Source organism: Flavobacterium sp., from assembly GCF_043760115.1.
In the GTDB taxonomy this organism is placed as follows: Bacteria; Bacteroidota; Bacteroidia; order Flavobacteriales; family Flavobacteriaceae; genus Flavobacterium.
Window position 1 is genome coordinate 1 of the sequence record NZ_JAYUPK010000139.1, and the last position, 14,441, is coordinate 14,441.

General features: G+C 29.6%; 12 protein-coding genes and 1 pseudogene. 9 read left to right on the forward strand and 4 right to left on the reverse strand.

The window, feature by feature from the left end; all coding sequences use genetic code 11:
* A partial coding sequence (locus ACH2BC_RS11625) for a hypothetical protein (RefSeq protein ID WP_395054171.1) occupies nt 1–327 on the forward strand: 327 nt, incomplete at its 5' end.
* 182 nt (nt 328–509) lie between these two features.
* Here ACH2BC_RS11625 and ACH2BC_RS11630 read toward each other — a convergent pair.
* Nucleotides 510–1,091, reverse strand: coding sequence for a hypothetical protein (locus tag ACH2BC_RS11630; RefSeq protein ID WP_395054172.1), 582 nt, complete (start codon nt 1,089–1,091; stop codon nt 510–512).
* Between the two features lie 120 nt (nt 1,092–1,211).
* Between ACH2BC_RS11630 and ACH2BC_RS11635 the strand changes: the two genes are divergently transcribed.
* The 8 genes and pseudogenes from ACH2BC_RS11635 to ACH2BC_RS11670 all read left to right on the forward strand — a co-directional run.
* Entirely contained in the window at nt 1,212–1,610 is a 399-nt protein-coding gene (locus tag ACH2BC_RS11635) for a hypothetical protein (protein ID WP_395054173.1), read from the forward strand.
* Between the two features lie 8 nt (nt 1,611–1,618).
* A complete protein-coding gene (gene rnpA, locus ACH2BC_RS11640) occupies nt 1,619–2,005 on the forward strand; it encodes a ribonuclease P protein component (protein ID WP_395054174.1) in 387 nt (128 codons plus the stop codon).
* Nucleotides 2,006–2,083: 78 nt separating this feature from the next.
* A complete protein-coding gene (locus ACH2BC_RS11645; protein WP_395054175.1) occupies nt 2,084–3,718 on the forward strand; it encodes a S41 family peptidase in 1,635 nt (544 codons plus the stop codon).
* Nucleotides 3,718–4,539 (forward strand): OmpA family protein, encoded by an 822-nt coding sequence (locus ACH2BC_RS11650; RefSeq protein WP_395054176.1) that lies wholly within the window; start codon nt 3,718–3,720, stop codon nt 4,537–4,539. Before ACH2BC_RS11645 ends, ACH2BC_RS11650 begins: the two co-directional genes overlap by 1 nt.
* A 2-nt stretch (nt 4,540–4,541) precedes the next feature.
* Nucleotides 4,542–5,369 carry an OmpA family protein gene (locus ACH2BC_RS11655; RefSeq protein ID WP_395054177.1) on the forward strand — a complete coding sequence of 276 codons (828 nt, stop codon included), beginning with the start codon at nt 4,542–4,544 and terminating at the stop codon, nt 5,367–5,369.
* Nucleotides 5,370–5,758: 389 nt separating this feature from the next.
* Complete coding sequence (locus ACH2BC_RS11660; protein WP_395054178.1) at nt 5,759–6,163, forward strand: Crp/Fnr family transcriptional regulator; 405 nt, start codon at nt 5,759–5,761, stop codon at nt 6,161–6,163.
* A 71-nt stretch (nt 6,164–6,234) separates the two neighbouring features.
* Complete coding sequence (locus ACH2BC_RS11665) at nt 6,235–7,077, forward strand: acyl-CoA thioester hydrolase/BAAT C-terminal domain-containing protein (protein WP_395054179.1); 843 nt, start codon at nt 6,235–6,237, stop codon at nt 7,075–7,077.
* A 175-nt stretch (nt 7,078–7,252) separates the two neighbouring features.
* A pseudogene (locus ACH2BC_RS11670) lies at nt 7,253–7,351 on the forward strand (UPF0175 family protein); the annotation flags it as partial.
* 30 nt (nt 7,352–7,381) lie between these two features.
* Here the strand turns inward: ACH2BC_RS11670 and ACH2BC_RS11675 are convergent.
* The 3 genes from ACH2BC_RS11675 to ACH2BC_RS11685 form a co-directional block, all read right to left on the reverse strand.
* Complete coding sequence (locus tag ACH2BC_RS11675) at nt 7,382–9,109, reverse strand: T9SS type A sorting domain-containing protein (RefSeq protein ID WP_395054180.1); 1,728 nt, start codon at nt 9,107–9,109, stop codon at nt 7,382–7,384.
* 5 nt (nt 9,110–9,114) lie between these two features.
* Nucleotides 9,115–10,845 (reverse strand): T9SS type A sorting domain-containing protein, encoded by a 1,731-nt coding sequence (locus ACH2BC_RS11680; RefSeq protein ID WP_395054181.1) that lies wholly within the window; start codon nt 10,843–10,845, stop codon nt 9,115–9,117.
* A gap of 50 nt (nt 10,846–10,895) precedes the next feature.
* Nucleotides 10,896–14,441, reverse strand: a 3,546-nt coding sequence (locus tag ACH2BC_RS11685) for a PKD domain-containing protein (protein WP_395054182.1), incomplete at its 5' end; no start/stop codon positions are given.

Here is a 14,441-nt window from a genome sequence, read left to right on the forward strand (position 1 = left end):
GATTACGTTAAATCTGACAACTTTAATGATGACTATACATTTTCATATTTTTTAAGAAAATATATAAGATTGAGTTATAAATTAAATAAAAATTTTGCAAAAGATATTGAGTTGTCAAACACTGAGTTAAGTTCTATTTTAAATAATGGTCGTATTCCAAGTAAAAAAACCATCATCAGATTAGAGTTACATTCTAACAATACAATTCCAGCTGTTTTTTGGTTTAAATTACTTGAAAAACAAAAGCAATATGAATTGCAAACAGATAAAGCATTAAGAATAAAGGAAAGCAAACACGTTAAAAATCGTTTAGTTTTTAGCTTTTAATATAAAATTTAAATGAATAGAAATTAGGGAAATCCTAATTATGAATTTACAATAGAAAAATCTAGAACTACAATTAAAAAAGTTACAATTGATCCGTTAGGATTTATGGCAGATGTATAAAAAAAAAATAGTTATGAGATAAAGTAGGACTGAAAAAGGCGTTCATTTTGAACGCCTTTATTTTATAATAATTTTATTTCTAAAATTTCTAAGTAGTTTTTATAATCATTTGTTTTAGGATCAAAAAAACTTTGTTCTCTATATCTTATTTCTATTTTGTCTCCTTTAACAATTTTCTTTTTAATCAGTAAACTATCTCCATCAAAAGGAAATAACCAAATGAAATCTTTGGTAACTTTATTTTCATAGGTAACTTTGATAGTATTAAATTCATTAGAAACGGTCGTATCAAAAATTCCTATAAAAACTAAATCTGGAACTTCTTCAACTTGCACCTCACTTTCTATTTTAGAAAAAATTTCTGGGCATATTAATGCCATTTCTATACCTATATTTTCTGCAATTTCATCTTTAATTTCAGATTTTTCGTTACTATCATAACCAATAATTTTTTGTTCTTTTGGCGTTAATTTATTTAAAGATATAAGAATACAAAAACCAAAATCTTCATCAGATAATTTATCTGTTTTTTTAGCTGTAGTACATTCGCAAGTAAGCGAAGCCACTTTTTTATATAAAACTTCCTTTTTTTGCGCAAAAGAATACGAACAAATTAAAACTAATAATATTGTAATTTTTTTCATAAAGAATTATTTAAAGTAAAATTGTTTAACAAATATACTATATAATTTAAAAGAGCAAAAAAATATTAAAGTGTTTTTGGAATAGAATTTGTAGTTTTACAACGGATAAAAATTTTAACAATGAAAAAAAATCTGATACTTTTTGTTTTACTATGTGTAAGTTTAACGTCTTACGCACAAACTATTACGCTTAAAACCAGTAGTGTAAGTTTTGTAGAAAAAACAGAAAGAGGAAATTGGGGAAAATGGTCAGACTTTGTAGATGCAGAAATTATAATTACAATTGACGCCAAAAAAGATAGAATTATTGTTAACTCTCCAACAATTCAAATGTTTACTATAAAATCTTATGGTGATAAAATTGAAACCGATACTGATAAAATAGTTCCTTTTGATTGTGTAGACAATAATGGTTCGTTGTGCAAAATTCTAGCAATTACAAGAAAAAAAGAAGGAAACAGAATGCAATTTTACATCAATTATAGCGAAGTAAAATTTGTATACAACATCTATAATTAAAAGTATTTATGGATTTTAAATATCCAAAAAACGAAAAGCTTAAAAGTCAAAAAACTATTGATTTGCTTTTTTCTAAAGGAAAATCAGTTACAAAATATCCGTTGCGATTGGTTTATGTTGAAACAAATGACGAATTAGAAAAATTAAAATTTGGCGTTTCTGTTTCTAAAAAACATTTTAAAAATGCTGTAGATAGAAATTATTTCAAACGAGTTTTAAGAGAAACTTACAGACTAAACAAACATATAATTCACGAAAGTTTAACTAAATCGTATGCTATTATGTTTTTTTATCAAACAAAAGATAAATTGGATTATGCAGAAATTGAAGAAAAAACGGTTCAATTGTTTCACAAATGGGTAAAAGCTATTCAAGAAGAAGAAAATAATCAATAATAAATTTATTACATAACTCGTTATATTAGATATTGTTTAGTAAATTCGTTTGTTTTAAAATTTTAATTAAAAATAAAAATGCTTCCACAATTTAAAAAAAGATATTTAATTCCAGTTTTAGCGTCAGGAATTTTCTTTATTGGTACAAGTTTCAAAGACGATTTTTTTGAAATTGCCAAGCAAATAGAAATTTTTACAACACTTTTTAAAACCGTAAATCAAAACTATGTTGATGAAGTAAATCCGTCAGAATTGATGGACAAAGCTATTAAAAGTATGTTGGCCGATTTAGATCCATACACCAATTATTTCAACGAACAAGATGTTGTAAAATTTAAAATTAATAATACTGGCGAATACACCGGAATTGGCGCAATGATTACTAGAAAAGACGACAGAGTAATTATAAAAGAACCATACAAAAATTATCCTGCAGATAAAGCTGGATTAAAAGCTGGTGATGCCATAATTCAAATTGGCGATGTGCTTTTGGCAGATTTTAAAGAAGATGCTTCCCAATTATTAAAAGGTGCAAAAAATACTAAAATAGAAATTAAATACATTCGTCAAGGAAAAACTTTAACAACGCAGTTAATATTAGACGAAGTTGAGATTAAAGCAGTTCCGTTTTTTGGTAAAATTGATGACAAAACTGGTTACATAGTTTTATCTACATTTAACAGAAAAACCACTACCGAAACCAAAGATGCATTAGAAAAATTAAAAGCCGATGGTGCTGAAAGAATCATTTTAGACCTTAGAGGAAATGGTGGAGGATTGTTAAATGAAGCTGTAAATGTGTGTAATTTATTTGTTCCAAAAGGTGAAATAATTGTTACTACAAAATCTAAAAATGAAAAATATAATGTTACTTACAAAACCACAAGAGAACCAAATGATTTAGAAATTCCACTTGCCATTCTAGTTGACGGAAAAAGTGCCTCAGCATCAGAAATTGTTGCTGGAGCTTTACAAGATTTAGACAGAGCAGTAATTGTTGGCAGTAGAAGTTTTGGAAAAGGATTGGTGCAACGACCAATTGATATGACTTATGGAACGCAAGTAAAAGTTACAATTTCTAGATATTTTACACCTTCTGGAAGATGCATTCAAGCGCTAGATTATTGGCATAAAGATAAAGATGGAAAAGCTACTAGAACAGATGCTTCTAAATATACTGCGTTTAAAACTAAAAAAGGAAGAACGGTTTATGATGGAGGTGGAATTCAACCAGATATAGAACTTGCAGAAACCAAACTAAGCACAATTGCCGAAGTGCTTCAAAAAAACGATGGCGTTTTTAATTACGTAACCTATTATTATTTTAAAAATCCAACGCTTGGCGATAAAATTCCAACACTAACTGATGCCGATTTTAATGATTTTAAATCGTTCTTAAAAAGAGAAAAATTTTCGTTTGATACAGAAACCGAATTGGCTTTGAAAAACACATTAGAAAAAGCTAAAAAAGAAAAGATAGACGAAAGCATTATAACAGAATACAATCAATTGTTGGCCGCTTTACAAAAAAGTGAAGAATCATTATTAGATAAAAACCAGAAAGAAATTAAGAAGTTAATGCTAGATGAAATTATAAAAAGATACCAATATAAAGAAGGATTGTATCAATTTTATACTAAAAACAACTTTGAAATTGGCAAGGCAAAAGAAATTTTGGCAAACACATCAGAGTATACTAAAATTTTACAATAATGTTGGTTCGTTTTTTAAAAATACTTCCGTTTTTTTTATTTTTTGGATTTCTTCAGGCGCAAGAAGAAGTTGTATATTCCGTTTATTTTGAATTTGATAAATTTTCTTTAGACGAAAAACAAGGCAAAGAAGTTATTGCATTTATAAAAAATGCCGATTCTACACGAATAGAATCCATTCAAATATTTGGTTATACTGACGATGTAGGTAAAGATGCCTACAATTTTAAATTATCTACCAACAGAGCCAACACTATTCAAAGTAAACTTATTGAAAGTGGCATTAAAAATAAAATTATAGTTACCATTGAAGGCAAAGGACGTATTTTAATTGAAGATGATATTGTAGAAAATTTACCCGAAAAACGGTCTAAAAATCGTAGAGTTGATGTTGTTGTAAATTTAAAAGAATTACCCAAACTAGAATTGCCTGGATTTTATAATATGATTCAAAAAAATCATAAAGTTGGCGATCATGTGTATCTAGAAAATATACTTTTTGAAAAAGGAAGTAGCAAGTTAACAATGAAAGCCAAAACAGAATTAGACAAAGTTGCTTTGCTAATATTGCGATATAAAACCATAGAATTCGAAGTTCAAGGACACGTATGTTGTACACCAAGAAATCAAAAAGAAGCCATTGATAAAGACACTAAGAAACGTCAACTTTCTATAAACAGAGCGCAATCTGTTTATAAATATCTAGCTTTTAGAAGAGTTCCTAAAAATAGAATGAAATTTAAAGGTTACGGAAACACTGTGCCACTTGGCAAAGATCCAGAATATGATAGACGTGTAGAGTTGGTGATTAGTAAAATTTAAAGATGAAAAAAATTATTTTATTTTTATTTTTTACATCATTACTTTATTCTCAAGAGCAAAAAAAAACGCTTACACTTTTATTTAATTCTAATGATTTTTTGGTAACTCTTGATGCTGAAATTCTTTTAAATACTTTTTTTCTTGACGAAACAATTTCTATTGAAACTATAACTATTTCTGGGTTTTGTGATGATGTTGGAACAGATGAAAATAACAAAATTTTATCTAACAAAAGAGCCAATGCTGTTGCCGAATACTTGCAGGACAATTACAATTTAGAAGTTGATGAGTTGTTTGCAAAAGGAGAAATAGCATTAAATTCATCAGAAAAAAATATTGAATTCTCTAGAAAAAATAATAGAAAAGTAGTTTTAGAAATTAGTTATTTAAAAGCCGAAATTGAACCTCAACTTGGCATTAAAAAGGAGTATGTAGGTTACAAAACATTTCAAGACAAATTAAAAGTTGGTGATAAAATTATTTTAGAAAACATACTTTTTAAAGGAAGTTCAACCTACTTTGTTGACGATGAAAAAGCAGCAAAAGAATTGTCTAAAATTGTAACTTACTTGAACGAAAATCCTAAAACTAGTATAGAAATTCAAGGTCATGTGTGTTGTATTTCTAAGTTGTTTAAAGATGCACGAGATATAGAATCTGGTAAAAATAATTTATCTTTTACTCGAGCCAAAAAGATATTTGATTTTTTAATTTCTAAAGGAATTACAACATCAAGAATGACTTATGCTGGTTATGGCAGACAATTTCCGTTACCAAATACTATTGAAGAATTAAATAAACGTGTTGAAATTGTGATTGTTGATTTGTGATTTTAAATATTCTGATTTTATTATTTGATAAGCTGTAAAAGATTTTAATTATATTTATTGCGGTTATAGATTTTAAATTAGAAAAAAATACACCACACAACTTCAAATTCTATTTGACGAAATTGGATTTTAATCAAAATTTAAAATTATTTTTGAAATTATAAATTTTAATTTATTCACTTTACAGTACAAAATTTCATAGCAACACTAAAAACAAAATCATCGAACAAAAAGATAAATTATTCAAACATTTTGAAAAGTACATCAAATTAAATGATGAACTAAAAGTTGCATTAATTGACAAAATAACTTTTGTTTCTTTTAAAAAAGGCGACATAGTTCACAACGCAGATAAAATATGCACAAAATCGTATTTTATACAAAAAGGATTGTTTCGTACCTACTTTATTAAAGACGGAAAAGAAATTAGCGAATACTTTCCGGCAGAAGAAGAATGGAGTAATTCGCCTAGAAGTTTTAGAACAAGAACATTAGACATTTACTACATTGATGCTATAGAAGATACAGATACTTTATGCTTGGATGTAAAAGATTTAATGTATTTGTTTGAAAATTTTCCAGAAATGGAACGTTATGCTAGATTATCAATGGGAACCGTTTTTGGTCATTTTATGGAAAGAATAACTTCTATGAGATTTACAACTGCAAAAGAAAAATACCAACATTTTATAGAAACTTATTACGACATACACCACAGAATTCCATTAGGAATGATTGCTTCCTATTTAGGAATTACCCAAGAAACGTTAAGCAGAATAAGAGCTGAAAAATGATTTTTTGATCTACATCAAAAGTTCTTAAATTTATTTGCTACAATTTTGTAAAAAATTTAAAACATTAAAAAATGACTACTTCAAAATTATTATTCGTCGCACTTTTCACTATCAATTCTGTTTTTAGTTACGCTCAAGACACCATTAAATCAAAAAATGTTGAAGCCATTTTGTATCTCGGAAAAGGTAAAAAACAACCTTTAATTGTTGGGCTTGCTGGTTCTGAAGGTGGAAATGCATGGACAAGCGATTATTGGAAAAAAACTCGAGATCAGTTTACAGAAAAAGGGTATGCGTTTTTGGCAATTGGTTATTTTGGTTGCAAAAATACATCAGCTATTTTAGACAAAATTGCAATAGAAGATGTACACAATGCCATACTTGAAGCTTCTAAAAATAAAAAAATTAATAAAAATAAAATTGCAATTGTTGGTGGTTCTCGTGGTGCCGATTTAGCATTATTAGTAGCAAGTTATTACAAAAATATAAAATGTGTGGTAGGTTTCGTTACAAGTCACGCAGTTTTTCCTGGACACACACAAGAATTTAATTCTTCTTGTTGGACCTATCAAGGAAAAGAATTGCCTTTTATACCTGTAAATGAAGAAGCGGTTCCGTTTTTAATAAAAGGAGATTTACGTGGTACATTTGAAGCAATGCTAAAAGATACAGTCGCAGAAGAAAAGTCATTGATAAAAGTAGAAAATAGTAAAGCACCAATTTTACTGCTTTCTGCAACTAAAGACGAAATTTGTCCATCGACACAAATGGCAGAAAAAATTATTGCAAGATTAAAATCATTTCAATATAAATATAATTTTAAACATAGTGCTATTGAAGGCAGTCACGCAGAACCATTAAACCATTTTGATTTGGTTTTTGACTTTTTAGAAATTAATTTTAGAAAAAATTAAGCGAAGAAATAAACTTGCTGCTATTGTTATTATTGGCTTGTAATTTTTTAAATAATTTCACTACATTTGATAGTATGAAAAAGTTGACATTAATATTCCAGACAATTTAGATATAGACAATCGTGAACTTGTTATGCTTTTGGCATCTAAATTTTATGAATAAGGAAAACTTTCTCTAGGTCAAGCAGCAGAACTTGCAGGATTAACAAAACGAACCTTTGCAGAATTACTTAGCAATTATAATATTTCCATATTTAATTTTTCCTGCATCTGATTTGTCAAGTGATTAAAAAAATGCATAAAACTATTGTTTCAACAATTTCACGCTTTTAACTTTACCTAAGTTATCTGTTGTTTTTAAAATATAACTTCCTGCAACTAAATCACTAACATCAATACTATTTTGCAATTCAGATAAAGTACCTTCTTTTATTTTATTACCTAAAATAGTAAACAGCTCATAATTTAAATTTTCTTTAGTTCTCACCAATACACTTTTTTCAACAGGATTTGGTGCTAATTCTAAACCTTGTTCTTTAAAATCTTCAACACCAAGTGAACATACACTTGTAGAAAATTTAGCAATAAAAAAATCACTTTGTGCACCAGTTGCGTTGATAGTATTAGTAGTAAAATTTAATTGACTACCAAAACTACCACCCATAATATAATCACCATTACTGTCTATGGCTAATGCTGTACCAGTGTCTTGAGTTAGTAAATTGTTAATAATATTATGTAAACCTATGCATTCAGCTGTATTTTTATTAAATCTTGCCAGCATAGGTTGAGTACCTTGATTACTGCCACCACCGCCAACAATACTTTGAGAATCCCAAATAAAACTTGAAGAACCTCTACTTGTCAAAGAAACTTCATTATTTTTTAATTTTATTTGACCATATTGATAAGCATTATCAAAAATCGTGTAATAGTTACTCCAAAGAACTGTTGTTGCATTAGGATTTAATTTTAAAACAAATTGAGGTTGAGTTGCTTCTGGCACTGAAAAACCTAAAAATGATACTATATTGGTTCCTAAAATTGTTCCACCCATATAAATATTATTATCGCTGTCGAAAGTTACACCATAAATTCTAAATCTACCTGAATTTGGCGTGCTTGATTCTCTTACCCATTGAAACTGTCCTAAATTATTAAAACAAGCTAAAATTGCTGAATTGTTAATTGTTACACCACCAACTGTCGAAGGTGCAGTATTTGTACCGCCTTTAAAATTAGTAAAATAAAAATTACCATTATAAGGGTTTATTTTCATTTTTATTGGTTGCCAAGCGTTTGTAAATTGCATATCTATTGGAAATCCACTTATAAAATCTCCATTTGTGTTATATTTTAATAAATGAAATGTCGATCCAGATAAATTATTAGTATAAGCACCATTTACATAATTACCAGGTGCTAAACCAACCAGCCAATTAATGTTTCCGTTAGTATCAATATCCATTTCATAAGATCCAGTTAAGTTTGAATCTGAAATGGTTACACCAAAGTTTTGAGGTCTTTTAAACCATTGCATAACTCCATTATTATTATATTTTACCATAAATGTTAATCTATAATCTGGTGGTGTTTGAGAAATAATTATATCATCGTCAATTCTTGGAGGATAATCTACATCGTTATCATTAAATCTCCCACATACGTAAACATTATCTTGACTATCAATTTTTATAGTATTAACTGTTTCTCCTTCTTGACCGCCTATAATTTTAGACCATCTGTAAGTGCCATCGCAAGCAAAACTAGCTAATACAAAATCATTTTTAAGAAAACCATTAGGATCTCCATAATAATTTTTAGGATTTCCATCAACATCAAGACCATTTTTTCCTACTGCAGAGATCATATAAATGTTGTTTTGGCTGTCTGTAACAATATGGGTTACTTCTTCTTTTGTGCCTGAAGTGGCATTTAAATCGTCTGTGCTTCCGCCACGTTTACCCCATTGCCATGATTGGGCAGTAGCATTAATTGATAGTATTAATAATAGGTATATAATTTTTTTCATCTTTTTTATTGTTTCAACAATTTCACGCTTTTAACTTTACCTAAGTTATCTGTTGTTTTTAATATATAACTTCCAGCAGCTAAATCACTAACATCAATACTATTTTGCAATTCAGATAAAGAACCTTCTTTTATTTTATTACCTAAAATAGTAAACAGCTCATAGTTTAAATTTTCTTTAGTTCTCACCAATACACTTTTCTCAACAGGATTTGGTGCTAATTCTAAACCTTGTTCTTTAAAATCTTCAACACCAAGTGAACACACACTTGTAGAAAATTTAGCAATAAAAAAATCACTTTGTGCGCCAGTTGCATTGATTGTATTAGTTGTAAAATTTAATTGACTACCAAAACTACCACCCATAATATAATCACCATTACTGTCTACTGTTAATGCTGTACCATGATCTACTGTTTGTAAATTATTAACAATATTATGTAACCCAATACAAGTACCAGTGTCTTTATTAAAGCGCGCTAATAAAGGTTGTGAACCTTGGTTAATACCATTGTATGCAACTACCGTTTGTGAACCCCAAGTAAGAGTGCCAGCACATCTACCTGTTAAAGAAACTTCATTATTTTTTAAATCAATTTGACCATACTGATAAGCATTATCAAAAATGGTATAATAGGTACTCCAAATAACTGTTGTTGCTGTTGGATTAAGTTTTAAAACAAATTGTGGTTGTGTTTGCTCTGGAACACTAAATCCCACAAAAGAAACCCCATTAAACCCTAATATAGTTCCACCCATATAAATGTTATTATTACTATCAAAACTTATATCATAAATTTTAAATCTACTAGGATTTGGAGTGCTCGATTCTCTTACCCATTGAAATTGTCCTAAATTATTAAAACATGCTAAAAATGCTGAGTTTGTTATTGATTGACCGCCAATTAAGAAAACGGTTGCGGCAGTTGATATTTTATACAACGAAATATAATAACCTCCATTGTAAGGATTAACATTAAACTTTAAATTGAATGTTGTTTCAGTTGGGAACTTCATATCAAGTGGCAAACCACTTATAAAGTTACCATTACTATCATATTTTAGAATATAAGTTTGTTTAACTGAACTAGTAGTAACGAATTGTCCATCACAATAAGTACCTGGATTTAATTCAACAAGCCAATTTACACCACCTTGACTATCTATATATAAATCATAAGGTGACACCTGAGTAGATGCAGTATAAGTAGTAGATGATGGAGCAGGTCTTTTTAACCATTGAAAAACACCAGTATTTGAAAATTTAGCGATGAATGTTATGCTATAATCAAGTGGTGTTTGTGAAATGATGATATCATCATCAATCCTCGGTGGATAATCAACTGATGGTAAGAAAAAATTTCCACTTATATAAACGTTATCTTGACTATCTATTTTTAAGCCAGTTACTCTATCAGAACCTTCTCCTCCTATTATTTTAGACCAACGATAAGAACCATCACAACCAAAACTAGCTAAAACAATTTCATCATTAATAAAAGAACCAGGATCACCATAATAATTTTTAGGATTTCCATCTACATCCAATCCATTTTTTCCTACTGCAGATATCATATAAATGTTGTTTTGGCTGTCTGTAACAATATGGGTTACTTCTTCTTTTGTGCCACCGGATGCATTTAAATTATCGGTGCTTCCGCCACGTTTACCCCATTGCCATGATTGGGCAGTTGCATTTAATGAGATTAAAAATAATATGAATATGGATTTTTTCATGAGTTTGATTTTTTTAAATTTTAAATCTATAAATAACTACAGTTGTTTCTTTAAAATTTATTTATTATTAATTTCTTGTTTTCTAGTACTTCATTATTCTGTTTCATTAAAACCAAATAGCTTCCTGTTGCATAACTAGATGTGTCTATGAGTACTTTGCCTTCATTTTCTACAACAAGATATGTTGCCATTTTTCTTCCTAATACATCTAAAATTTCTATGTATTTATCAATATTAGTACTGTTTTCATTATAAGAATAATAAACAGATGTACTACTGCTTGCAGGATTGGGAGCAACGATTAACTTGGTTGAATTAGTTTTAGAATCATTATATAATCGTGGTTGAATTTCTTCACAAATAGGAAACTGTAAATTAATTGCTTTAAAACATCTTGTTTGAGCATTTAAATCGCCACTAATTTCTATTGCTAATAAACCACCATTAAACGAGTTTAATGGATAAAAATTCATTGTTTGTATTGTAGTTCCTGCTGGTATTGCTAGCGTATTGCTAGAGAAGTAACCATGACCATTAATATCTGTAAAATTCATATAGAGTGTGTTGTTATAAAGATTGAGCGTTTTTACAATTACTTCATAAATATAAACATCGTTAACTTTAACACATCTAATATCCATTATAACATATTCTATATCACATTTTTCACAACGTACTTCTTTAATGTTTAGGTTTTCTATCAATAAATCGCAAAAGCCATTTTTTAACATTAATTGATAATCATTAGTTGGCACAACATTAGTAAACGGTTGTATAGTATTAGAACCGCTTGCAACAGTTGTGCCGTTTTGCAACCAACTCCAATTAGTAAAATCACCCAAAGGACCAATAATATAACCTAAAGGATTTTGTAAACAATTTTCAAAGCAACCTGTTGGAAAAACCCATGCTAGAGTTTCTAAATTTAAAGGCAAATCTATTTGAGAACTACTACTACAATTATTTAGGTCTGCACGAACTTGCAGTGGACCATCATGAGACATTGTTGTTGAAATTCCGCTTTGTCCGTTACTCCAATAATAATTTACCCCAGCTTGTGGGTTTGTCACAGCTACTTGTACCAAATAGGGTTGGCAAGAAACAACCTCTAATGTTATTTCTGGTTGTGTTGGTCCATCTACTACTGCAACCACCATTGTAGCAATTGAAGAATTGCAATATCCAGTCGATGCACTTCCGGCTTGTGCAATTACTCCAACAGAGTAATTACCAACTGCTGTTGAAGTTAAAACAATTTTAGAAAGACCGTTAAATTGTGGCTGTGATACGCCATTTATTGTCCATAAATAATTAATAGAACTGTCTTCTGGCACTTTAACTATAATGGCGTTACCTAAACAAACAGTGGTTGTTCCTGTTATTTTTGGCGGAGCCGGAACTGGAATAAATCCTACAGCAATTGCTTTGGTAAACTCATATTTGCAACCATTAGTATCTGTTAGATGAGCAATATAATAACCCGATTGATTTACAACTAAATCTAAATTGGGCGCAACAGTGGTTGAAATTGGCGGACTCTGTATATTTTTGTAATACCAAGTAATGCTAACAGGTGTTTGTTGGCCTGAATAAGGTTGAAAATGTAAGGTTGCAGTGGTTCCTTGACAAGCAGATAGTGGTGTTTGTACCAAATCACCTTTCATATTTACAGGAATTACATTTAAAAACTGTGTTGACGTTGCAGAGCAACCATACTTATTCGTTACTGTTAATTGCACTAGGAAATCACCAGAACCAGCAAAAACTTTAACTGGATTTTGTTGTAAATTATAATTTCCACCAAAGTTCCAATAGTATTGCAAATCTGGGTTAATGTCTGTTGCTGTAAATTGTACCGCATTGTCTTGACAATTGTGCGTGGTTGCTGTAAATGTAGCGTTTGGCATGGCTGGTAAAACTAATGTTTCAAAATAGGTACATTCAGGATAACCACTGCTGTCAATTCTTATTCCTATTGGGTAACTTCCTGGTGGTAAAACGGTATTAAATTGTGGTATACCATTACTTATTGTTGCAGGATACCAATTTAATCCGTTATCTAATGTAAAAGCAAAATGTTCTATTGGTGTTTCAGGGTAAAATACGGAATAGTCTAATAATTGTACATTATAGTTACCATTGTTACAAGTTACTTTGTATTTTAAACCAGCTTTGTAAGGAATTATAACTTGAAATTGTTTTGTTTTAGTACAAACTCCTGATGCTCCCAAATTATAAGTTGCTTGAAGTTGTATGGAGTACTTACCTGGTTGAACATTTTGAATAGTTAAATTATAAGGTGAATTATTTACAATAGTTGCGCCAGGAAAAATAATGTTATTCCAATTAACAATCGTTGGTGTTCCTTCAATTAAAGTTGCAGTTGCTGTAAATCCATTACATTCTGTATTGGTTACACTTGCATCTAAATTATATGATAAATAACATGGTGTTCCACAAATATTAATAACATTAAAAGCTATAGTATTTTTGGTGCAATTAAACATATTAGTTACTGCGGCATAATATTCTCCTTCACCATAGGTTTGCACATTTATAGTTGCACTAGTTGCGCCTGAAATTATTGTATTGTTTTTATACCATTGTATTGTGGTTGTACCTGCAAAACCATTTTGAATATTAACGCTAAATAAATAAGATGCACTAGTGTTGGTTGGATCACAAAGATTTATGCCACTAACTGGAGTTATAGAAACTATTGGAGAAGGTGATACTGTAATATTGAATAGCGCTGAAGTAGGCATTATACATCCTGTTGCACCATAAACTGTTGCCGTAACTGGATAGATTGCACTTGTGGTTAATGGATCTAAATAAGTATGACTTATAGAAAAAGAACTTTGGTCAACATAATTAACAGTTTGAGAAGTATTATCGCCAAAAGTCCATATTACGTGATGAAAAACACTTGATGGATTTAGTGCTAAATTAAAAACGGTTGTGTTACCAGTACATGCTGTTGTGTTGCCACTGATGGTTGATAAAGGAGCATTTATAATTTGTATTAAATGTTGAATTACTGTTGTAGTTTTACATTTAACCACTTCAATTTTAATACGTGCTTCACCAGCTGATTGATTCCATAAAATAGAAACTTCATTTGTGTTTTGACCTGATTGGATACTTCCTGCAGATTCTGGAATTATTGACCAATTGTAACTATCAACATTTGAATTAGCTATTGAGTAAGTAGCAAATGAACTACCACATACAGGATTTTGAGTTTGAATTAATGATAAATCTAGTGGTGCTCTGTCTGTAACAATACTATAAATTCCTGAGGAACATATTTCATTTTTGTACCAAACTTTTACCTCATAAGGTCCAGCAATATTCGGATTAAAAACTATATTTACTTGATTGCCAATACTACTTCCTAAAATAGTACCGTTACTAACTTGCCAATGGGTTTCAAGTCCTGGCGATGGTGCGCACGAATAAACTATTGGAATTCCAGGACAAATTATTAATGGACCAGTTATTGCTGTAGGAGAAGTTGGTTTTTGTATTACATTTATGTTAAATAAGCCACTACAATAATCACTAGAAGGTACTGATAAATTATAAATACCAAC